This window comes from Banduia mediterranea (assembly GCF_031846245.1).
Lineage (GTDB): Bacteria > Pseudomonadota > Gammaproteobacteria > Nevskiales > Nevskiaceae > Banduia > Banduia mediterranea.
Genome location: NZ_JAVRIC010000002.1, coordinates 168,530 through 190,118, shown reverse-complemented (window position 1 = coordinate 190,118; position 21,589 = coordinate 168,530). Strand labels below are relative to the sequence as shown.

At 62.4% G+C, this 21,589-nt stretch carries 17 protein-coding genes; 7 read left to right on the top strand and 10 right to left on the bottom strand.

The window, feature by feature from the left end; genetic code table 11:
• Nucleotides 1-103: 103 nt before the first annotated feature.
• From RM530_RS02370 to RM530_RS02340, 7 genes are all read left to right on the top strand, one after another.
• On the top strand, nucleotides 104-2,638 hold the full coding sequence (locus tag RM530_RS02370) for a DUF1302 domain-containing protein (protein WP_311363601.1): 2,535 nt from the start codon (nucleotides 104-106) through the stop codon (nucleotides 2,636-2,638).
• 3 nt (nucleotides 2,639-2,641) lie between these two features.
• The gene (locus RM530_RS02365) at nucleotides 2,642-3,355 is read left to right on the top strand and encodes a hypothetical protein (protein WP_311363600.1); all 714 of its coding nucleotides are present in this window, start codon (nucleotides 2,642-2,644) and stop codon (nucleotides 3,353-3,355) included.
• A gap of 292 nt (nucleotides 3,356-3,647) precedes the next feature.
• A complete protein-coding gene (locus RM530_RS02360; protein WP_311363599.1) occupies nucleotides 3,648-5,009 on the top strand; it encodes a DUF1329 domain-containing protein in 1,362 nt (453 codons plus the stop codon).
• 434 nt (nucleotides 5,010-5,443) lie between these two features.
• Nucleotides 5,444-7,981: a DUF1302 domain-containing protein gene (locus tag RM530_RS02355; RefSeq protein ID WP_311363598.1), complete on the top strand. Its 2,538-nt coding sequence runs from the start codon at nucleotides 5,444-5,446 to the stop codon at nucleotides 7,979-7,981.
• Between the two features lie 15 nt (nucleotides 7,982-7,996).
• Nucleotides 7,997-8,689, top strand: a complete 693-nt coding sequence (locus RM530_RS02350; protein ID WP_311363597.1) for a hypothetical protein — start codon at nucleotides 7,997-7,999, stop codon at nucleotides 8,687-8,689.
• A gap of 353 nt (nucleotides 8,690-9,042) precedes the next feature.
• Nucleotides 9,043-11,655, top strand: a complete 2,613-nt coding sequence (locus tag RM530_RS02345; protein WP_311363596.1) for an efflux RND transporter permease subunit — start codon at nucleotides 9,043-9,045, stop codon at nucleotides 11,653-11,655.
• A gap of 90 nt (nucleotides 11,656-11,745) precedes the next feature.
• Nucleotides 11,746-12,810 carry a WD40/YVTN/BNR-like repeat-containing protein gene (locus RM530_RS02340; protein WP_311363595.1) on the top strand — a complete coding sequence of 355 codons (1,065 nt, stop codon included), beginning with the start codon at nucleotides 11,746-11,748 and terminating at the stop codon, nucleotides 12,808-12,810.
• Nucleotides 12,811-12,883: 73 nt separating this feature from the next.
• Here RM530_RS02340 and RM530_RS02335 read toward each other — a convergent pair whose 3' ends face one another.
• The 10 genes from RM530_RS02335 to RM530_RS02290 form a co-directional block, all read right to left on the bottom strand.
• Complete coding sequence (locus RM530_RS02335) at nucleotides 12,884-13,693, bottom strand: MerR family transcriptional regulator (protein WP_311363594.1); 810 nt, start codon at nucleotides 13,691-13,693, stop codon at nucleotides 12,884-12,886.
• A 41-nt stretch (nucleotides 13,694-13,734) separates the two neighbouring features.
• On the bottom strand, nucleotides 13,735-14,142 hold the full coding sequence (locus RM530_RS02330; RefSeq protein ID WP_311363593.1) for an SRPBCC family protein: 408 nt from the start codon (nucleotides 14,140-14,142) through the stop codon (nucleotides 13,735-13,737).
• A 137-nt stretch (nucleotides 14,143-14,279) separates the two neighbouring features.
• Nucleotides 14,280-15,032 (bottom strand): glutathione S-transferase N-terminal domain-containing protein, encoded by a 753-nt coding sequence (locus RM530_RS02325; protein WP_311363592.1) that lies wholly within the window; start codon nucleotides 15,030-15,032, stop codon nucleotides 14,280-14,282.
• Nucleotides 15,033-15,148: 116 nt separating this feature from the next.
• A complete protein-coding gene (locus RM530_RS02320) occupies nucleotides 15,149-16,063 on the bottom strand; it encodes a metal-dependent hydrolase (protein ID WP_311363591.1) in 915 nt (304 codons plus the stop codon).
• Between the two features lie 141 nt (nucleotides 16,064-16,204).
• A complete protein-coding gene (locus RM530_RS02315) occupies nucleotides 16,205-17,578 on the bottom strand; it encodes a WS/DGAT/MGAT family O-acyltransferase (RefSeq protein WP_311363590.1) in 1,374 nt (457 codons plus the stop codon).
• Between the two features lie 235 nt (nucleotides 17,579-17,813).
• Nucleotides 17,814-18,521 carry a transglutaminase-like domain-containing protein gene (locus RM530_RS02310; RefSeq protein ID WP_311363589.1) on the bottom strand — a complete coding sequence of 236 codons (708 nt, stop codon included), beginning with the start codon at nucleotides 18,519-18,521 and terminating at the stop codon, nucleotides 17,814-17,816.
• The gene (locus RM530_RS02305; protein ID WP_311363588.1) at nucleotides 18,518-19,378 is read right to left on the bottom strand and encodes an SDR family oxidoreductase; all 861 of its coding nucleotides are present in this window, start codon (nucleotides 19,376-19,378) and stop codon (nucleotides 18,518-18,520) included. The genes RM530_RS02310 and RM530_RS02305 overlap by 4 nt, the downstream gene beginning before the upstream one ends.
• Nucleotides 19,379-19,418: 40 nt before the next feature.
• On the bottom strand, nucleotides 19,419-19,850 hold the full coding sequence (locus RM530_RS02300; protein ID WP_311363587.1) for a PaaI family thioesterase: 432 nt from the start codon (nucleotides 19,848-19,850) through the stop codon (nucleotides 19,419-19,421).
• The gene (locus RM530_RS02295) at nucleotides 19,847-20,308 is read right to left on the bottom strand and encodes a PaaI family thioesterase (protein WP_311363586.1); all 462 of its coding nucleotides are present in this window, start codon (nucleotides 20,306-20,308) and stop codon (nucleotides 19,847-19,849) included. Before RM530_RS02295 ends, RM530_RS02300 begins: the two co-directional genes overlap by 4 nt.
• 118 nt (nucleotides 20,309-20,426) lie before the next feature.
• Nucleotides 20,427-21,572 carry an acyl-CoA dehydrogenase family protein gene (locus RM530_RS02290; protein WP_311363585.1) on the bottom strand — a complete coding sequence of 382 codons (1,146 nt, stop codon included), beginning with the start codon at nucleotides 21,570-21,572 and terminating at the stop codon, nucleotides 20,427-20,429.
• Nucleotides 21,573-21,589: the final 17 nt, after the last annotated feature.

The following is a 21,589-nucleotide window of genomic DNA, read 5'->3' as shown; positions in this document are numbered from 1 at the left end:
CGAATCGAGCACTACTGAAAACTAAATTAACGACAGGATGGACGCCAGCGGAGCAATTTAGGACATGGTGGCAACGGCCGAGTGCCGCTGCGGGGAGAACAATATGAAAACGAGCCGTGAAATTGGGGCCGCCATCATCGCGCTTTCCTGCGCGGGGCTGGCGCAGGCGAGCGACTTCAGCTTCGGGCTGTTCGGCGAGGACATCGATGTCATCCTCAACAACAGCCTCACCGCGGGGGCGCAATGGCGCCTGCATGACCGTGCCGATTACCTGGTCGGCAAGGCCGACCTGAATCCAGACCTCTGTGCGGGTGCGTATCAGCTATGCCAGGGCGTAACACGCGATCAGGCCTACCCGGCTGCACGTCTGCGCGACGCGCCCGGTCAGGCGTCGATGAATTTCGACGACGGCAACCTCAACTACGACAAGGGCGACATCGTCCAGGCGCCGATTGTTCTCAGCACGGACGCCAAGTTCCGCTTCGGGGACATGGAGCTGTTCGTGCGCGGACGCGGCGTCTATGACCCGGTCAACTACAACTTCACCGAGACCCACCCGAACAAGGTGACGCCGGAGAACTTCGAGTCCGTGCTGATCCGCGGCGATCCGTTCGCGAACCGATATTTCCCGGCAACCCTCCTGAAGGGCGCCGTGGTCCACGAGCAGCGGCCGGACGAGATTCGTGACGAATTTCTGTTCTACGAACTGCTGGATCTGCACCTGACCGTGCCCTTCGAGGTTCTGGATCACAACGTGCTGCTCCGCCTGGGTCGCCAAGTGGTCAACTGGGGCGAAAGCACCGCGGCGATCGTCAACAGCCTGTCCCAGGCCAATCCCATCAACGCCAACAATATTTTCCGACTGGGCAACGCCCTGCTGGAGGATTTGTACACACCCATCAACATGGCCAATGTGTTCGTCCCCTTGACCAGCAAGCTGGTCGTTCAGGCTCACTACGCTTTCGAGTGGAAGCCCGTGGAGATTCCCGCGCCGGGCACATATTACTCGTTCATCGACGCCGGGACCAACGATCTCGGTACAGACCGGCTCAACGGTGGCTTCGGTCAGGCCCCGGACGACTTCGAGCAGCTGGGCACCGCCTTGGCCAATCCGCTGGGCCTGGTGTCCCGGACCACGCTCAGCGTTGGCCGCAAGCCGGACGACGAGGCGCGCGACGGCGGCGAATACGGCGTCAGCCTGAAGTACTACGCGGAAAATCTGAACTACGGTACCGAGCTGGGCTTTTACTTCATGAACTACCACTCGAAGCTGCCCTACGTCGACTTCTATGCCTCGAACGCGAGCTGCATGCGCGCCGCCGGGAACCCGCAAGGCCGCGACGCGCGCAACACTTTCGAGATTCTTACATTGTGCCCGAATCTGGCCTTGACCGAGCGAACCCCCGGCGTTGTGCAGGCCATTCTCGATTTTGTGCAGGTCGCCGAAGCCCGTCCGGAGTTGCTGACCGATATTGGCATCGACGGCACGCCGCTGGACGTGGTCACCGGGCTACAGAACATACTGCTGTTCCAGCCCGGCAAGCCGCTCAGCGAGATCATTCCGTTCGACACGGCGGCCGCGCAGCTGACCTACCCGGAAGACATCCAGATGTTCGGGCTGAGTTTCAACACGACCTATGGCGACTACTCGTTTCAGGGCGAAATTGCTTATCGGCCCAAGCTGCCACTGCAGGTTTCCCTGGTAGACCTGGGTTTCGCTGCGATGGCGCCCACCTTGGGGCACTGCAACGACCCGGGAGACGGCTGCTTCGGGACGGCCGCGGCAGTCTCGTTCAACGAGAACAGCACGGGGGTGCCCGGCGGCAACGGCCAGAACACCACCGGCCAGTTCTACATCTACGATCGCGGCGACGCCGTCGATGCCAACGGCAACGTGATCTTCGACGACACGAGCTTTCTGCTGCTCGCCGGCGTGCCGAGTTCTGCGCGCTCGTTTCCGAACTTCATCACTCCCTACCGCGGCGGCGTACTTGGAGACGACCCGGCGCCCAACAGCCGCATCCGCGGCTGGGAGGAGTTCCAGGTCAACCAGTACACGCTCGGGGCCACGCGCCTCTACAGCGTTTCCGACTGGCCGTCGAAGCTGATCGGCGCCGACCAGGTGCTCATGGTGTACGAGTTGGCTGCGACCCATGTACTCGATTTCCCCGCGTTCGATGAGTTGCAGATCGAAGGACCGCTGACCGCCTATACCCATGCCTCCGCCGGCGCCGAGGGCAGCGGTGCCGACGGTTCCCGGTTGGCCTGCTCCACCAACATCGCCTGCACGGTTGGCCCGGATGGCATCAGGTTCAATCCCTATCAAGCGCCAAGAGATGCCTTCGCCGATGCCTTCTCCTGGGGCTATCGCGTCGTCGCACGCATTCTTTACGAGTCGGTCTGGCCGTCAATCAGCATCGCGCCGCTCTTTCTGTGGCAGCACGACATCCACGGCAACTCGCCGGCGCCGCACTTCAACTTCGTGGAAGGTCGGTACTCGCTGACGTCGGTGATCGAAATGCGCTACGAGAAGGCACTGTCGTTCAACATCAGCTACAACCTCTATGGCGGCGCGGGCGCCAACAACCTGTTGGCGGACCGCGACAATCTCGGCTTCTACATCAAGTATCAATTCTGAGCGATGATGAACATGCATACTTGGCCAAGCGTACCGAGCGACAACAGCCGGCCACCGTCGGCGCACACGCCCACACACCGGTTGCTTCAGGCGGGGGCGCTCGCGTTGTCGGCAGCCTTGGCGGGCTGCGGCAACAACCCGGACGACCCCACACATGGCAGCACTTCGATCTCGGCGCCCGAGTCCTGCGCACCCGGACGGCAGTTTGCGCCATTGCTGGCGCCGCGCGCGGTTGTCGAGTCGGGAATCGCCGGCGGTTGCGTCGGCTGCCGGGTCGTCGATGCAAACGCAGTGGTCGACCAGGATCTGCAAAACCATGCGACGATGCAGGTCGGGCTGGGGCTGGCGGGCACGGCTTTCGTCTCGGTGTTTGACAGCGCGCGGGTCAATCCCGCGGGTGCACAGGTTGGCTTTCTGGTGGCCGCAGACGACGGCGCAGTGCCGCTGACGGTGGCCGTCGGGCAGCAGACCACGATCACGACCTTTCTGGGTGGCCAGGAACAGGAGTCAACGCGCGCTTCCGAAGGCAGCCCGCCCATCGCATTGCAAATCCTGAACGTGCCGGCGTTGCTGCCGCCTGCGCCCAACCTGGCCACGCGCTATGTCGGCCTGGTCGCCGGGCGCGAGTTCGACCAGGTGCGCCTCGATTTCGGCGGCGCCGTCAACCTGCTCAACAGCCTGCGGGTGTATGCCATCTGTCTGAGCGGCGGCTCGTAGAAGCCGTAGGCCACTCACCAGCGGGTCCCGGTGGAGGGTTGCGGGAACGCGCACAACGCACGGCAGAGGTGTGGATCTCCGCTTGACGCCGAGAGGCCGGCTGCCGGGCGGCCTATTGCGTTTCGCGCGTGGTTCGCGTAAAAAAGCGTCCCTATCAAACATTCGGTAGAAACCAAAGCTGTCAGGCTTGCCGCTTGCGTGAAGCGTGTTGCGTGAGGGGGCGGACAGTTGCAATCATTGCCATTACGCAATTACCTTAATGCGCAATTATCTCAAGAGAGGAGATTGTTTCGTGCGGAGAATACTCAAGAGTGTATGTTGGGCATCGCTGAGCTTGGCGGTCGCGTTGCCGGCCATGGCCAAGGCTCCCCCCGAGGAAGTAGCCAAGCTCGGAAAGGAACTGACGCCGGTGGGCGCAATCAGGGCGGGGAACGAAGATGGTTCCATCCCTGAATGGAAGCCAAGGCCGCAGAATGGTCCGCTCAAGGGTTTCTGGCCGAGCTATCCCGACATAGAATCGGAAAAACCGTTGTTCACCATCAGCGCGGCCAACCTGGAGAAGTACGCGGACAAGATGACCGAGGGGCACAAGGAGTTGCTGAAGCGCTATCCAGACTCCTACCGGATGAATGTCTATCCGACGCACCGCATCGCGAACTTCCCCAAGGAAATTCTCGATGGCTCGATTGTCAACGCTGCCAAAGCAACACTTGAGTCCGTAGACGAGCCGAAGGGCGCATTCTTGGGTATACCTTTCCCGATTCCGCAGTCGGGCGCCGAGCCGATCTGGAATCACAAGATGAAGTATCGCGGCAACGCGTTCGAGCGATACAACAACCAGATGATCGTGCAGCTAGACGGCACGTTCACGATGACGAAGATCATCGAAGAGGTCAAGTTTTACTACAACAATCCGCAAATTGATCCGCCGCTGGAGCTCAAGCCCGGTGTGCCGTCGATCAAGTACATTTCCGAGACGGTGGCGCCGCCGCGTCTGGCGGGCACCTTCATTCTCGCCCACGAAAAAGCCGGCACGGGGCCGCAGGGCCGCTCGGCCTGGCTTTACTCACCCGCGATCAAGCGTATCCGTCGAGCGCCGGCGGTGTGCTGCGACAACCCCTACGAGGGCACGGATGGCCACCAGTTCTACGACCAGGTGGACATGTTCAACGGCGTGCTCGAGCGCTACACGTGGAAGCTGCTTGGCAAGCGCGAGATGTACATTCCCTATAACTCCTACAAGATCGCCGGCAACAAGATCAAGTACGCCGACATTGCCCGCCCCAAGCACGTCAACCCGGACCTGCCGCGCTACGAACTGCACCGCGTCTGGGTGGTCGAGGCCGAAAACCTGCCGAACCTGCGCCACACCTTCGCGAAGATCCGCTTCTATATTGACGAGGACAGCTGGAATATCGTGGCGCGCGACAACTATGACCACGAAGGGCAGCTAATGCAGTTTCAAGAGGGGCATCTGATCTACGCCTCGAATGTCATGGCCAGCACGACGATTCCGGAAGTGATCTATCACTTCAACAGCGGACGTTATTTTGTGACTGCGATGGTCAATGAGGACCAGCCTAACGACGGGTCGGTTGACTACAGGGACAGCTATTTCGAACCCTCAAGCATTCAGCAAAGAACGGCCAAGTAGGACACCAAGGCTGCAAGTGCTGGTCACCAGCTAAGGGTCAGATCCCCCTTGGGTTGCTCATGCCGCAATCTATGTGAGGCGGGCAGTCCAAGGGGGCTACGGTCACGGTCGGCTGGGGTGGCTTTGCAAGACGCTGGTCAATACGGCGGTCGTCCGACAGGCAACCCCCGTTCGTCGCTTGACGGAAACCTTTCGTCGACGTAATTTTGTGGATGTGGTGGTGGCCCAGGCTCCGTTTGCAGCGGCTGGGAATGTTTGGGGCACGCCTCGCAGAAGGGCGAGTGACCTCCAGAAGTCAATAAACCATAAGAATTCAATAAAGTATAAATGGCGAGCAGCGCTCCTGGCGTTGCCTACTGACGGTCGAGGCTGTTCTTCTGAGGCTGTGCAAGGTTACTGGTGTGAGAGACGAGACACTCTGAGGGGAGATCGAGATGAGGAACAAGTGGATAATCGCGTGCGCCGCGAGCCTGGCACTGTGGTCAGCGAGCGGCAGCGCACGCGAGTTCAGCTTTGATTTGTTTGGCGAGGACATCAACGCCATTTTGAACAACACGTTGACCGCTGGGGCGCAATGGCGGTTGCACGACCGCGCCGATTATCTTGTCGGCAAGTCCAACCTGAACCCAGACGTTTGTGCTGGAACCTATCAGCTGTGTCAGGGCGTCATCCGCGACCAAAGCTATCCCGCGGCGCACCTGCGCGACGCGCCGGGGCAGGCGTCGATGAATTTCGACAACGGCAATCTCAACTACGACAAGGGCGACATCGTCCAGGCTCCGATTGTGCTGAACACCGACGTCAAGTTCGGGTTTGGGGATATGGAGCTTTTCGTGCGCGGGCGCGGCCTCTACGACCCGGTCAACTACGACTTTGTCGAGACCTACCCGAACAAGACGACGCCGGACAACTACGACCAGGTGGCCACCCGCGGAGACCCGTACGGAAACCGCTACTACGGCGATGTACTCACCAGTGGCACCCTGGTGCGGGAGAAGCGCCCGGACAACATTGCGGACGAGTATCTTTTTTACGAGCTGCTCGATCTGCATCTCACCGTTCCATTCACCCTGATGGATAGGGACGTGTTGCTACGCGTCGGCAAGCAGGTGGTCAACTGGGGTGAAAGTACGGCGGCGATCGTCAACAGTCTGTCGCAGGCCAATCCGGTCAATGCCAACAATATCTACCGGCTGGGCAACGCCCTGCTTGAGGACTTGTTCATTCCGGTCAACATGGCGAATGTCTTCGTCAACCTGACGAGCTCGCTGAGCCTGCAGGCGCACTACGCCTTCGAATGGAGGCCGGTGGAGATCCCTGCGCCGGGGACTTTTTATTCGTTTCTCGACGCGGGAACGAACAATCTGGGTCCGGATCGTCTGAACGCCAGCTTCGGCCAGGCGACCGACGACCTCGATCAGATGGGAACCAGGATCTCCAATCCGTTCGGCCTGGTTTCGATGACGACGCTGAGCGTGGGCCGGCTGCGCGATGACGAGGCGCGGGACGGCGGGGAGTATGGTATCAGCCTGAAGTACTTCTCGGACCTGAACTACGGCACCGAGTTCGGATTCTACTTCATGAACTACCATTCCAAGCTGCCGTATGTGGACGGCTATTCCACCAACGCAAGCTGCATGCGGGCGGCCGGCAACCCGGAGGGGCGCAATGCCAACAATACGTTTGATATCCTCACGCTCTGTCCCAACCTGAATCTCGTGGCCAACGGTTACCCGGGCGCCCCGTTACAGGCCGTGACGGACCTCGCGGGCATTCTGAGCGCGCGGCCGGAGGTTCTGAACACGCTAGGTATCGATGGCACGCCACTGGATGCCGTTACGGGTGTGCTGAACCTGCTGGTCCCGCAGCCGGGCAAGCCCGACAGCGAAATCATCCCGCTCGATACGGCCAATGTGCAGCTCACCTACCCCGAAGATCTCAAGATGTTCGGGCTCAGCTTCAACACCACCTATGGCGATTATTCCTTCCAGGGTGAAGTCGCCTATCGACCCAATCTGCCCTTGCAGGTCTCGCTGGTCGATGTGCTGTTCGCGGCAATGCAGCCGACGCTGGGTCATTGCAATGACCCCAGCGACGGCTGCGACGGCACGGTCGCGGCGGTGGGTTACGACGAGAACAGTCCGGGCGTTCCGGGGGGCAACGGGCAGAACACGACGGGGCAGTACTACGTCTACGACACCGGCGATGCGACGGATGCCAATGGCAACCCGTATTTCAACGATACCGCGTTCCTGCTGCTCGCCGGGGTGCCCAGTCCCGCGCGTGCGTTTCCCAGCTTTCTCGTGCCGTATCGCGGCGGAAGTCTGGGCGATGAACCAGGGCCGAATCAGCGGATCCGGGGCTGGGAAGAATTCGACGTGCTGCAGTACAATCTCGGCGCGACGCGACTGTACAGCCGCTCTGACTGGCCTTCGAAGTTGATCGGCGCCGACCAGGTGCTCTTCATCTACGAAGTCGCCGCCACACATGTGCTGAACATGCCGGACTTCGACGAGTTGCAGATCGAGGGTCCGCTCACCGCATACACGCACGCCTCGGCTGGCGCCGATGGCAGTGGCGCCGACGGCTCGCGCCAGGCCTGTTCCACCAACATCGCCTGCACCATCGGGCCGGACGGTATCCGCTTCAACCCCTGGCAGGCGCCGCGCGATGCCTTCGCGGACGCGTTTTCCTGGGGTTACAAGGTCGTTGGCCGCATTCTGTACGAGTCTGTCTTACCGTCAATCAGCATTTCCCCGCTGTTTCTCTGGCAGCACGACATCCACGGCAACTCGCCGGCGCCGCACTTCAACTTCGTGGAGGGACGCTACTCGCTGACCACGGTCGTGGAGGTCCGCTACGAAAAGGCGCTGTCCTTCAACGTCGCCTACAACCTTTACGGGGGGGCAGGCCACAATAACCTGATGGCTGATCGAGACAATCTCGGCTTCTACATCAAGTACCAGTTCTGATCGGGGGAACGACACATGACGAATATGAATTTGTGTTCACCGGCGCCGCAGCGGCGGTCCTGGAGCTCGGTAAGCCTTGTCGCCGCCGCTATCCTTGGCGCATCACTGGCGGGCTGCAGCGATCCGGACAGTCCCAACGGCGGCGCTGGCTCCGGGTTTGCGTCGGTGCCGGAGCAGTGCGCCCCAGGCAACGCGTATGAGCCCCTGCAGGCGCCGCGGGCTTTGCTGGAGAGCGGCATTGCCGGCGTCTGTGTGCTGTGCTCCGTCATGGATGCCGAGGCGGTTGTCGACGAGGATCCCGCGACGGGGGCAACGCTCAATGTGCCTGTGGCGGTGGCCGGGACGGCTTACGTGTCCGTGTTCGACACGGCGCGCGTGCATCCGATCGGCGCGATGGTCGCGTTCTCCGTCGCGGGCGAAGACGACGCGATTCCGCTGACGATTGCCCTCAACCAGAATGCCACTATCACCACGTTCCTCAACGGCGAGGAACAGGAATCGACGGCGCTCGAAGAAGCCAATGTTCCCATTGCCTTGAGTCTGCTGGACCTTCCGTCCCTCCTGCTCACGCCATCGGTAGCTTCGTCGCGATTTGTCGGGGTCAAGGTCGGCGCGCCTTTCGATGAGGTACGACTGGATTTCGGCGGAGGCCTGCAGGTGCTCAATGCGTTGCGCGTGCTTGAGGTCTGCGTCAATGATGGAGGGTGATCGCGCTGCATCGGCGTCGCATGAATATTGATGGCAGTAGGACAAAGCTCACGTAAAGCAGTGGCGCTAAGCGCAGGATCTGATCCCACGCTTGCGTCACCCTTGAACGTCATACTGGCTTCAGTGCTGTCGACCCTTGCGTAGATTTAACTTGCGCAGATTTAACGTGAATCACGCTGCGGCGTGATGCCGACCTCCCCTCGCCCGCTTGCGGGAGAGGGGACCGCTCGCGAATGCGAACGGTGGGTGAGGGGAACGGCCATGCCGCAGCGGATTCATTCTGCGGGGTGGTGCCCGCTTGGCGGCAGGGCCGTTAGTACTTCTATTGTTTTTCGGGTACCTGGAGAAATTTGATGCACGGTGAGGTCAAAGGCGGTTTTGCGAAATGGTATGTGGATGTCACCGTACCGATCATTTTCCACAAGCGGGCGCGACTGCTCATTGTGCTCACGCTGGCCACGCTGTTTCTCGGCTGGCAGGCGACCCAGCTGCGGTTGGACGCGGGCTTCGAGAAGCAGCTACCGCTCGGGCATCCGTACATCGAAGTGTTCAAAGAGTACCAGCGCGAATTCGGAGGGGCCAACCTCGTGCTGTTCGCCGTGATGCAGAAGGAGGGCAACGGCGATATCTATGAGCCTGCGTTCATGGATACGCTGCGCAAAGCGACGGATGCCATGTTCTTTCTGCCCGGCATGGATCGCTCCCGAGTGAGCTCGATCATGACGCCCGATGTGCGCTACCTGGAGGTCGTGGAGGAGGGCTTCCGGGGCGGCAACGTGGTGCCGGCGGACTTCACCCCCACCCCGGAAATGCTCGAAGGAGTCCGGCGCAACGTGGAAAAGGCGGGCGTGGTCGGCCGCCTGGTCGCCAACGACGAGCGCGGCGCGATGATTTTCGGCGAGCTGTTGGAGCGCGATCCAGTCACCGACGAGAAGCTCGATTATTTCGAAACGGCGGATAGACTCGAGCAGATCAGGCAGCGTTTCACCAGCCCCAAGATGTGGGAACTGCGGCTCAAGAGCGATCTTCCCCCGCTAGAGGCGGGGGAAGTCGTGAAAACCACGTACAGCGATCCGAGGGGGCTGCTGTTCGACTTCTCTGATGTCGATGTCCAGTACAAGGATGAAAGCGGCAATGTTGCGACTACCGAGTTGAGCGGACGCGACCTGGCAGTCTCTGAGATCGACAATCCGGATTACAACGAGTCGGTTGATATCCACATCATCGGCTTCGCGAAGATTGTTGGCGACATCGGCGACAAGGCAGCCGAAGTGGTGGGATTTTTCGGCCTGACTATTCTGCTGGTGTGGATCGTGCTCTGGATGTACACCGGCTCCTGGCTGGTGGCCTTTCTGCCATTGTCTTGTGGTCTTCTGGCCGTGGTCTGGGAGCTTGGCATGCTGCACCTGTTCGGATACGGACTTGATCCGTTCGCGATTTTGGTGCCGTTCCTCGTTATTGCGATCAGCGTCTCTCATGGAATTCAGATCACGAATTTCTGGCTTCTGGAGGCGGCGAACAAGAGGCTGAACAGTTACGACGCGGCAATGGGAACCTATAAGCGCCTGGTCATCCCCGGACTTACCGCGCTGGTGACAAATTTCATCGGCTTCGGCACCTTGCTGCTGATTCCAATCGGCATCGTGCAGGAAATGGCGATCAACGCCTGCTTTGGTCTGTTCGCGGTGGTGATCTGCAAGAAGGTGCTGCTGCCGTGCCTGCTGTCGTTCGTGCCGATACGTAACCCGGAGAAGTTCCAGCGGCACCAGCTGCGCAGGGATGCGGCGCTGCAGCCCCTCTGGCGCGTGGCATCCTATATGGTTCTCAAGCGGCAGGCCGCAGTCGTACTGGCGGCAACGGCTTTGGCCTGGGGTGTTTCAGAGTACATCAATCGAGACTTGGCGATTGGCGAGCTGCACCAGGGTACGCCAGAGCTTCGGCCGGACTCTCGCTACAACCTGGATACAGATGCGATCGTCAGCAATTTCACGATCGGTGTGGACGTGCTGAAGATCATTGCAGAAGGTTCGGCGGATGGCTGCATCGATTATTCCGTCGTGAGCATGATCGACCGTCTCGCATGGCGGATGGAGAATACGCCTGGTGTGCAGTCGACGCTGTCGCTGCCACATATGCAGAAGATGGTTTTCAATGCCTACAACGAAAACAACCCGGCCTGGAATGTCCTTCCCAGAGAGCCCGGTGCTCTGGTGGTGACGGTCCAGCCATTTCCGAGTTCGACGGGTCTGTTGAATACCGATTGCAGCGCAATGCCGCTGTTCGTCTTTACAGCAGATCACAAGGCAGAGACCATCGATTCCGTCATCGAGTCATTTGAGGCATTTGTGGCTGAAATGCCGGAGGACTCGCCAGTCACTTTCAAGTTGGCGACCGGCAACGTGGGAGTCATGGCCGCCGCGAACGATGTGGTCGAGGAAACCGAGTTTACCGTACTGTTGTGGCTGTTCGTCGCGATCGCGGTGAGCCTGTGGGTGTCGTTCAGAAGTCTTGTGAGCGTCATCTGCATCTTGGCGCCACTTGCAGCGGTGTCGGTCTTCACGTATTCCGTGATGGTGTTCCTGGAAATCGGGGTCAAGGTTTCAAACATTGCGACGGTTGCGTTTGCCGCGGGTATTGGCGTCGACTACGGCATTTATATCTATTCCGTGCTCGAAGAGAATGTCAAGGAGCACGGTATGGCCATGCGAGAGGCATACACCGACGCGCTCGGACAGACGGGCAAGGCGGTGGTCTTCACGGCCTTGGCCTTGTCGGCGAGTGTGGCCACGTGGATGCTGTCCGGCCTGCAGTTCCAGGTGGACATGGGAATCCTGATGACGGTGATGTTCATTGCAAACGCTGTAGCGGCGATTTTCATCATGCCGTCCTTTGCCGCATTTTTGCTGCGAGGGCCGCGCGAAGGTAAGAAGCAGGTTTCTGAACCGGCTACCTCGTCGCAGGCATAAATCAACATCCGTTTTACAGCCGGACCGTACCGGGTGTCGGTGCCAGGACCTGCCGCTGTCGAGCGGCACCCCACTGAAAGAGAGCAAGACATGATGTTCGTTAATAGGTTTGTGGGTACAGCAATCGGCCGAGTGGTTTTTGCGGCGCTACTCCTCGTCGGAGTGGGGCGCGCTTGGTCGAATACCGCTGAAGGCGGCGAGCCCAAACCGGCAGAGATGGCGCCGCTTGCAACGCAGGCGCAGATCAACGATCTGGCGGCCGCGGGGCAGGCAATGGTGGCTGTCGGAGAGCGGGGCATTATTCTGCGGTCGGACGACGGCGTCGAATGGACACAGGTCCAGTCGCCGGTAGATTCGATGCTCAATGCGGTGTACTTCGTAGACGATGATCGCGGCTGGGCTGTTGGGCATGATGCAAGTATTCTCGGCACGACGGACGGCGGTATAAGCTGGACCGTTCAGGCGTACGGGCCGAGAGGAAGCGATCCGTTCATGGATGTGTTCTTCGCCGACCAGCGGAAGGGATACGCAATCGGTGCCTACGGTTTGTTTCGCATCACAGCCGATGGCGGGAAGACCTGGGCGGATCTCGCTGATCCCGCGCTGAGCGAGCGTGCGGCGCATATGAATGCGATGCTCCGGCTGGGAGACGGTAGCTTTGCGCTGGTGGGCGAGGCAGGACTGGTCGCAACCTCGCCGGATGCACACGCCTGGACGGTGCTTGCCGAGCCCTATGAAGGATCCTTGTATGCGGCCGTTGCGGTTGGCGCGCATGGACTGCTGGCCGTAGGTATGCGTGGCAATGCTTTCGAGGTTGCCGATCTTCGCGACCCCCAGTGGCAGGTCGTGGAGACTGGCACGGACAAGTCACTGTTTGGTCTTGCGCAGCTAAATGAGACTCGTTTCGTGGCCGCCGCCGGCAGCGGTGCTGCGCTGGTGGTTCTGGAGTCGGTAAGGGATCCCGTGTCTCTGCCTGTGCCGGTGGAAGCGGGGGGGCAGGAGCCGCCGAAAAGGGATCCCGTGCCTCTGCCTGCACCGGTGGAACCGGGGCTGGAACAGTCCACCGTCTTTACGGCACTGCTCTTCTGGAAAGGCCAGCTTTATGCTGCGACAGATCGCGGCATACACCGCATCGCTGTTCCAGGGGGGCGATAGAGAAACAGCGAAACGGGCGCGGCGGGCGGCGGCGGGCGCCGCCGCTCAGCGTACCCCGCCCGGGCGCAGTGCCTCAGCTGGCAGAAGAGGCCGTGCGACGCTTTCGGCGAGGCGGCGGCTCCCGGCGATCTTCGTTTGTCGGTGTGCCCCACCGTTCCTCGGCAAACCGAGAGACGAAAGCGCGGAGTTTGCGTTCGTGGAGCAGGCCGAAGATGCGATTGATGGCGGGTACCGTGCGTTCCATCAGGCCCGGGATTTCGTCGTCGCGCAGGTTTTTCAGCAGCACTTGAAATATGCGCAGCTCTTGATCGAATAAGAGGTCCGCAGCCGCCTGCACAACCTCGATGTGATTCGGTGTGAAGCCGCGTGCCTTGGTCATGCCGCTTTGTCTGAGCGTCGCGAACTGGCGAAGCAGTTCCTCCTCGTCGCGGCTCAGCGGGGCATCGCCGCTGCGCACCAGCCCCATCGCCACGATGGCCTTGTAATCCTCGTCGCTCAGGCCGATCGTGGTCGCCAGCTTGCGGCCGGGCGGCCGCGGCATCTCACGCCGCGCCTGCGTTTCGATTTCGGCACGGACGCTGGCGAAGATCTCGCGCTGCCGCGGGGTGAACTCGAATTCGCGGTCGTCGTTGAGCAGTGACTTGATCGCCTTGAGCGGCAGAAACTGTTCTTCCTGCAGTACCCGGATCAGCTTGATCAACTCCAGGTGCCGGTCAGAGTACCAAGCCATGTTCCTGGCCGTGCGCCGCGGCGGCGGCAGCAAGCCCTCGCGAATGTAGTAGCGCACGGCTTCGCGGCTGGCGCCGCTGCGGTCGACCAGCTCAGCCATCCGGTAGGGAAATTTCTCGACCACGTCGATAACGCTGCGGACATTGAAAGCCATTGACCTACGGTATCACAGGTCCGCTGTGGATTTCAGGTCCGCTATGGATTTGCCGCCAGCTTGCGTATGCCGTGCGTGAGCGCAAGGCGCATCACCATCCTGAGCAGCCGGCCGGCCAGGGGAATCGCGGAGGCGAAACTGACGCTCCAGCTCACTTCTGTCCCGGCGCCGCGGGGAGACAGGAGAATCACCGCGCTATGCTGACGCAACGGTGAACCGCGGCTCACCGAATACTCGATCCGCCGGGGCGGATCGAAGGCAGTGATGGTCTCGTCGAAATCCAGCGGCCAGAAGGCCATCGTCCGGACCGATCCCACACCGTTGACGCTGCCTTCTCCGTCGCGGATCCGCTTGACGGGCACGCCCAGAGCCTTGCCGAGATTCTCGTGGTCCGCCAGCCTCGCGAACATCTCCTCGGGCGGGAGCTGCACGTTTTCGATGATCTGCAATCTCTGCATGATGTCGCTTCCCTGTCGATTCTGTGTGATTTCCGTGTCGCCGCGGGCAGCAGACGATCGCAGCGCCGCGTGCTTGCGCGCATATTCTGCCTCATCCTCGTCGTTTCCGGGCGTTCCACACCCGCGATTCAGCCGTAAGTCCGTTCGAGGTATGCCGTAATGGCAGCCGATTCGAACAATTCGACGCCGGTGTTCGGGTCCAGCAGGTACGGGACTGCGACCCGGCCGGCTTTTTCCACGAGCTGGCGCCGGTTGCGCTGTGTTGGCGCGTAATCGGCTGCCATACGGGCGCGCAGCGGCGGCGGGATCCAGTCCGAGCCTGTCGTTCGTCCGCAATTGCGCACGATGTAGGGTATCTCAAGCTCGCAGAGGCGCTCGCGAACGATACGCGCGAAGGGACTGGTCTCGAAACTGTAGAGTTCGAGCGGCTCGGGCGGGGCGTTGGCGGCCGCGCGCCGCCGCGATCCATGGCGCAGCCGTATCAGCGATGCGCCGAACGACCCGGCGCGGTCGAAGAACCTTCGCGTCGACGCCACCGCGCCGCCGTAATGCTGGTGGAGGTAGGCGACGATGTCCTCGGACTCGTACAGCGCGCTGCCCGTGTTGGGATCGACGAGGAAGGGAACCTGAAGCCTGCCGCCCAGCTTCAGCAGCTCGGTTCGGAATCGCTCGGCCCCCTGCGGGAAAGGCTTGATGAAAACGTCCAGGTCGAGCTCGGTCAGCGTCTGCCGGACGCGGCGGCAGTAAGGGCAGTTCTCCCGGTCATAGAGAACGAGCAGCTCTGCCGGGCGGGGACCCGTCGCGCCGATTCGGACACCACGCCCGGCCTCGGCCAGGGACGCAGTTAGCGAAGAGAGTACGTTGATCGAGTTTTTGAGCATTACGTTTGAAGGCCTCCTCGACGCAGTGCCCGGCCGGGATCATTTTTCCCGGCTACGGGCCTCCCAGGCTGGGATGGGGGGCGAGTCTCGGCGATCCGTGACCCGGCCCGACTGCCTTAAGCCGCCGCCATTGCGGCGGTGGTCTCGGCCCGTGCCGGCAGCCCTACCGACTGGCGGAACGCTTCGTAGGCCAACCGGGTGTCGCCGGTGGCGGCGAACGCCTTCTTCCAGACGTGAATCTTGGTGCGATTGTCGTCGTCCCACGGATGGAAGTTCTTGCTGTAGTAAGGGAAGTAGTGACCCAGCAGTCGGGTGAATACGCCATTGCGGCCGAACTGCGTGTTCAGGCAGCGCAGCGCCGATCGCCAGTTGCTTAGCTGCCGGTCCTTCCAGGCCAGGTAGATCATGTGGCTCTCCACCATCGGCAGAAAGATGGCGCTCGCGATCAGCATGCCGAGAACCCGCTGCGGGTAGCTGCCGACGGCGTCCTGGAACACGTCGAACGTGACCGACTTGTGCTCGGTTTCCTCGACGAAATGCCAGTACAGCATCGCCGCGACGCGCGGATCGGATTCGTCCAGCATGTCGGGGCGATCGATGAAGACCGAGGCCATTGTCGCCGTGAAGTGCTCGAACGAGGCCATCATGGACAGGTGCATGCTCGGCGGCGTGAGCCTCTCCAGCGCTGCGCGGATCAGCTTGAAGTTGCGTTCGACCACGTCCAGCGGCACGCCCTGTTCGATGAGGGCATGATTCATTTCGTCGTGCTCGCGCGCGTGGTAGTGCTCCTGCTTGATGAAGCCGATGCCGGCCTTGCGTACGGCCTCGTCCTTGAGCTGGGTGAGGCTGCGCCGCACGCACTGCATGACCCAGCGCTCCCCGTCGGGAACCGCTGCCATGATGGAGTTGAAGAAGTGCGTGGTCCAGGGATCGCCGTTGATCCAGTAGCGGGGTACATCCGTGTTGAGGTTGAAGCGCAGATCGCGCGGCTCGACTTCGTCGTAGCCGATATGCCGGTTTGCCAGTGCCATCTTGAATCTCCTGATGCAAGCCAAAGTCCGGGCGCGACCGCGTTCATGCAGTCCGCATGCGACCGAGAACAGGTGGTGCGGAGCGCCACTACGCATAAACTACCGCAACTGGCGAGAGCAATGCAAGCGACAGCCCGCCGGTCATGGCGTGGCCGTTTCCAGCTCGCTGATGCTGGCCTCCAGATCGTCGAGCAGCCGCTGCAGGTGGGGGAGGGTCTTGCGACAGCCGATCAGCCCGAAGTCGAGGGCATCGCCGCGCGCGGTCAGCGTGATGTTGAGGGCGACGCCGTCGATGATCAGGGACACCGGGTAAAGCCCGTGGAGTGCGCAGCCCTGCCAGTACAGAGGCCGGCGGGGAGCCCGGACATAGGAAATCACCAGATTGACGATCGCCCGCTGGCGATGCAGGCCGGTGAGCAGGTTGAGCGCCCCGGGCGCGAACATGAGGCCCTCATAGGCCAGAAGCTGGGCGGGCTTGAGGGTCCGAAGCACGGCCTTGTTGTAGTCCATGCAGGCCTTGACCGCGCGCAGGCGTGGTGCGGGCTCGGCGATGTGGGTGCCCAGATGACTGAGCGCGAACGCGATCTCGTTGCCGGAGTCGCGGTTGTCGCGGCGCGTGGAGACGGGTACGGCGGCGATCAGAGGGCGGTCCGGGAGTTCGCCGAGTGCCAGCAGGTAGCGACGCAGTGCACCGCCGCAGGCAGCGAGAACAACGTCGTTTGATGTGGCGTCGAAGCGGCGCGCCACGGCCTTGAACCGTGCCGCCGCGTAGGACTGTGCGGCGAAGCGCCGCGAGCCGCTGATGTTCCGGTTGAAGATGCTCGGCGGTGCCTGCAGGCTGCCCACGCAGTCCGGGTGGCCGCCGCGCTGATCGCGCAGGGTCTGCTTCATGCGCGCAAAGACGGGCCGGACGCCGGTGACACCCTCGCGCGTCAAGGCGCGCAGTGCCTCCATGCTGCGCAGGGCCGAGGTCGGTACAGGCAAGCTGCGCCGTCCGCCTTTCGGCGTGTGCAATTCCCAGGGCGCTGGCATGGCCAGCGAATCTTCCGCGCTCGCCGCCATTGCCTGGGTCAGCAGCCGGATGCCGGACACGCCGTCCGCCATCGCATGGTGAATCTTGGCGTAGAGCGCGATGCGGCCGTCCTCGAGCCCCTCGATGAGATAAGCCCGCCACAGCGGATAAGCGCGGTCGAGGTGGGCCGCGTGCATGCGGGAAATCATGGCCAGCAGCTCGCGGATGCGCCCCGGCTGGGGCAGGGCCAGGTGCACGAAGTGTTGCGCCAGGTCGAAGTCCGCCGATTCCTCCCAGAATCGGATGCCCAGATGCCGGACTACCCGACGGTTAAACGGGGGCGCGGTCGTGGTGGATTGCCGCAGCCGCTCGGCAAGCCGGGATACGAAGTCAGGCGGGGCGTCCGCGGGCGGTCTGAACAGGCACAGTGCGCCGACGTGCATCGGTTGGGCAGGCCGCTCCATGAACAGCATGATGTTGTCGATCAGGGAGAGGGGTTTCATGGGCGGTTAAGACTGTAACGGAAGCGTGGCTCGGCCTGAAGTCGGCAGGTTTACCGGCACGCCTTGACGGCGGCGACGCCGGTGAGCGGTTCGATGCGCCCGGCGTCCGTGATGTCCTTGAGGCTGACGCCGGGGCTCAGCGCGCCCGCCACGGGACAGGCGGGTGCCGGCTTGATGGTGCCCGAAACCGTGTGCGGGATGCAGACTGACCATGCTGGGCATGGTGAGGCGGCTCTTACGTTGCGGCCCGGCGCGTGTCGGCATCCGCCGGAGCCCGCGCCTCTTGCTCGAAGTCTCCGCTCGTGCCTGCGATGGTCCAGTCCGCCATGCCCGGATAGACCTGCTGCCAGGTCGCGAAGATGTCGTTCACTGGCACGTCGACATGGCTGCCGCGGTCGTGCAGGTACTCCATGTGCTGACGGCCGGAGAGGTCGATCGGGTGAAACACCGAGTCCTCGATGCCGTCAAAGTCGAGCACCCGGATGCCGGCTTTGTCGCACAGGCTCTTGTTGAAGGCCGGGGTGCACTTGCGCCAACGTCCGTCTATCCACACCTCGTTGTAACCGTGGTATACAAACTGGTCAGTGCCCATCATCTCGCGCAGGCGTGGGCTGGTCAGATGGTTTCGGACATCGGCAAACCGCTGGCGTGCAGGAATGCCCACGGCGCGGCAGGCGGCAGACAGCAAAGTGGCCTTGCCGATGCAAAAGCCGGCCCCTGATTCGAATACCCGGCTGGCCATCAGGCAGCGTCCGGACATTTCGATCGCGTAGGGATCGTAGCGGAAGCCGTCGCGCACGGCCTGGTACAGTGCCACGGCCCGCTCGCGCGGTCCGGCAAGGCCGTCGGTGACCCTCGCAGCGAACGCGCGGATACCCGGGTGATCGCTGTTCACATGCGGGCTGGGAACCAGAAAGCGCTTGAGGTCGTCGTCAGGACTCATTGCAGACACTCGGGCAAGGTGGCCAAGGGGAAGCCGTCGAATGGTTTGGAGCGGTCGGTGGGCACCGGTTTCCAGGTGTGCCGCGCGTTGGGCACGCCGCCGTCAACGCGCACGCAGGAGCCGGTGACGAAGGCCGCGCCCGGCGACAGCAGAAAGACGATCGCGGCGGAGACCTCGGCCTCGTTGCCGTAGCGGCCGAGTGGCACCTTCTCCTTGAGTCGCCGCAGTTCGGCCTGCATGGGCGCATCATAGGTATCGAAGCCGCTGGAGGCGATCCAGCCGGGCGCCACCGCGTTGACGCGAACGCCGGAATGGGCCCACTCGCAGGCGGCCGTTTCGGTGAAGTTGAGCATACCGGCGCGGGCCGCGCCGGTATGCGCCATCGTCGGCATGCCGCCCCAGATGTCGGCGATGATGTTGACGATGCTGCCGCCGTGTGTCGCCATCCACTGGTTGTAGGCCTCGCGCGCAACAATGAAGCCGCCGGTGAGATTGTTGCGGATCACCGCTTCCCAGCCCTTGGTGCTGAGATCCTTGAGCTGCGACGGGTATTGCCCACCGGCGTTGTTGACCAGGCCGTCGATGCCCCCATGGCGGGCGATGACATCGGCCATCATCTGCCGGACGAGCGACTCTTCGCGGATGTCGCAGGCATGGCAGCTCACGCGTCCGCCGACCGCCGTGATTTCTTCCTTCACCCTGTCCAGCTTTTCGACCTTGCGGCCGACGATGGCCACGGTGGCGCCCAGGCTGGCCAGCTCGTGCGCCGTGCAGCGGCCGATGCCGCTGCCACCGCCGGTGACGATGATGGTTTGGCCCTTGAACAGCTCGGGATGGTAGATGGATTGGTATTTCACAAAAAGCCTCCTCGAAGATTGCTGTGGCTTGGCGCGGATCTCAGCGCATCAGCACGTTCATTATCGCCACGGCGATCGGCTTGTCCGGAGTGGTCTGCCAGGCCTCGATCCGCAGATTGCTCACGCGCCGGCCCAGCTTGACCGTATAGACATGGGCATAGGTGTCCTGCGGACGGCCGGAGAGCAGATAGTCGATGCTGAAGTCGATGGTCTTTGGAACCGCCGTGGCCTGGGTGCTCCATAGCAGGTGCAGGATGCCAGTGCACTCCAGATAGCCGCCGATGGCGCCCCCGTGCAGAGCCGGCAACGCCGGATTACCGATGAGCTTTTGGTTGAACGGCATGACGCAGGTGAAGGACTCGCCGCGCACATCAACGCGCAGGCCCAGCGTGCGGGCAAAGGGCAGAGCCTGCGCCAAGGCGGCCCAGTCGGCGCGCGCGCGGATGTCGGCGAGGGTCTCGGTGAGGCTCATGCGGACACAACTTTCTGTTCGGTGAAGGCCGGCTTGCCGGAGGTAAGTATGAAGATGCCGACGCCGGTCGAGATCGGTTGCTCCGGATCCTCGTCGTAGGCATGACCACGGACGAAGGCCAGTTCCTGGGTCAGCTTGTAACAGCTCGCGGATGCGTACACCTTGGAGTGTGGCTGGGCCGGGCGCAGGTAGTCGATTCGCAAATCCAGTGTGGCCATGGGCACGAACTCCCTGATCCGGAAATAGACCGAGAAGCCGAAGCACACATCCATGAGAGCGGTGATGGCGCCGCCATGCAGCACGCCGCGGTCGGGATCGCCGATCAGATCCTCGCGGTAGGGCAGGGCGATGACACAGCCGGCATCGGCGGCGGAGACGGCCTCCATGTTCAGCAGCCCGGTGTAGGGCGCGATGGCCAGGAACTGGTTCCAGGCCTCGGGGCGGGTAGGGTTGGTCATGTCGTAGGAAGAGTTTTCGAGAGTTGCATGGGAAGGATTGGGAACAAATGTTTGGATGCCGCCACTCCGGTGGCCGAGGCGCAGTGCCAGTCGATCCCGGTAAGCGCTCGATTGGCGTTCACAGGCGCTTGGCGACCTCTTCGAGCATGACCTCGGTGGCGCCGCCGCCGATGGCTTGGATGCGCGCGTCGCGCGCCATGCGCTCGATGGCGGTCTCGCGCACGTAGCTCATGCCGCCGTGGAACTGCTGGCAGGTGTACATGACCTCGTTGACCAGCTCGCCACAGTAGGCCTTGACCATCGAGACTTCCTTGACGCATTCGTGGCCCTGCGCGTCCAGCCTGGCAGAGTGGTAGGCGAGCTGGCGCCCGGCCGCGACCTTGGCGGAGAGCATCGCCAGGCGCTGGCGGATGGCCTGCTTATCCCACAGCACACCGCCGAAGGCCTTGCGGTTGCGCACGTAGTCCACGGTGAGATCCAGCGCCTGCTGCGCCTCACCCATGGCCTGTGCGCCAAGCACGATGCGCTCGTTCTGGAAGTTGCGCATGATCGAGTAGAACCCCTTGTGCTCGCCGCCGATCAGGTTGGCGGCGGGCACGCGGCACTGGTCGAACACCAGTTCGGCGGTGTCCGAACACAGCCAGCCGGTCTTTTTCAGGCTGCGGCCCACGCTGAAGCCGGGCGTGCCCTTCTCCACGGCGAAGATCGAGATGCCGCGCGAGCCCTTGACGCTGGTATCGGTCTTGACGCCGACGAAGTACAGGTCGCCGTGCACGCCGTTGGTGATGAACATCTTGGTGCCGGTGAGCACGTAGTGATCGCCGTCGCGCACCGCGCGGGCCTTGATGCCAGCCACGTCGGAGCCGGCGTCGGGCTCGGTCACGGCCACCGCGCAGATGGTCTTGCCGGCGATGATGCCCGGCATCCAGCGCGCGAGCTGCTCGGCGTTGCCGAAATTGCCCAGGTGCGGCGAGGCCATGTCGGTGTGCACCAGCACGGTGACCGCGAAGCCGCCGAAGGTCGAGCGGCCGAGCTCCTCGGCCAGGATGGCGCTGTAGACCGTGTCCAGCTCGGCGCCGCCGTAGGTGGCGGGATAGCGGATGCCCAGATAGCCCAGCTCGCCGAGCTGGCGCAGCACCTCGCGCGGCACCTTGCCGGCGTCCTCCCAGCTCTCGGCGTGGGGTACGACCTCGGTCTGGATGAAACGGCGCAGCGTGTCGCGGAAGCGCTCGTGGTCTTCAGTGAGAAACGGCAGATCGTTCATTTCGTTTGGCGGGGGTT

Coding starts and splice junctions, on each gene's coding strand:
- RM530_RS02370 (WP_311363601.1), top strand. CDS start 104: ATGAAAACGAGCCGTGAAATTGGGGCCGCCATCATCGCGCTTTCCTGC.
- RM530_RS02365 (WP_311363600.1), top strand. CDS start 2,642: ATGATGAACATGCATACTTGGCCAAGCGTACCGAGCGACAACAGCCGG.
- RM530_RS02355 (WP_311363598.1), top strand. CDS start 5,444: ATGAGGAACAAGTGGATAATCGCGTGCGCCGCGAGCCTGGCACTGTGG.
- RM530_RS02350 (WP_311363597.1), top strand. CDS start 7,997: ATGACGAATATGAATTTGTGTTCACCGGCGCCGCAGCGGCGGTCCTGG.
- RM530_RS02345 (WP_311363596.1), top strand. CDS start 9,043: ATGCACGGTGAGGTCAAAGGCGGTTTTGCGAAATGGTATGTGGATGTC.
- RM530_RS02340 (WP_311363595.1), top strand. CDS start 11,746: ATGATGTTCGTTAATAGGTTTGTGGGTACAGCAATCGGCCGAGTGGTT.
- RM530_RS02335 (WP_311363594.1), bottom strand. CDS start 13,693: ATGGCTTTCAATGTCCGCAGCGTTATCGACGTGGTCGAGAAATTTCCC.
- RM530_RS02325 (WP_311363592.1), bottom strand. CDS start 15,032: ATGCTCAAAAACTCGATCAACGTACTCTCTTCGCTAACTGCGTCCCTG.
- RM530_RS02320 (WP_311363591.1), bottom strand. CDS start 16,063: ATGGCACTGGCAAACCGGCATATCGGCTACGACGAAGTCGAGCCGCGC.
- RM530_RS02315 (WP_311363590.1), bottom strand. CDS start 17,578: ATGAAACCCCTCTCCCTGATCGACAACATCATGCTGTTCATGGAGCGG.
- RM530_RS02310 (WP_311363589.1), bottom strand. CDS start 18,521: ATGAGTCCTGACGACGACCTCAAGCGCTTTCTGGTTCCCAGCCCGCAT.
- RM530_RS02300 (WP_311363587.1), bottom strand. CDS start 19,850: ATGAGCCTCACCGAGACCCTCGCCGACATCCGCGCGCGCGCCGACTGG.
- RM530_RS02295 (WP_311363586.1), bottom strand. CDS start 20,308: ATGACCAACCCTACCCGCCCCGAGGCCTGGAACCAGTTCCTGGCCATC.
- RM530_RS02290 (WP_311363585.1), bottom strand. CDS start 21,572: ATGAACGATCTGCCGTTTCTCACTGAAGACCACGAGCGCTTCCGCGAC.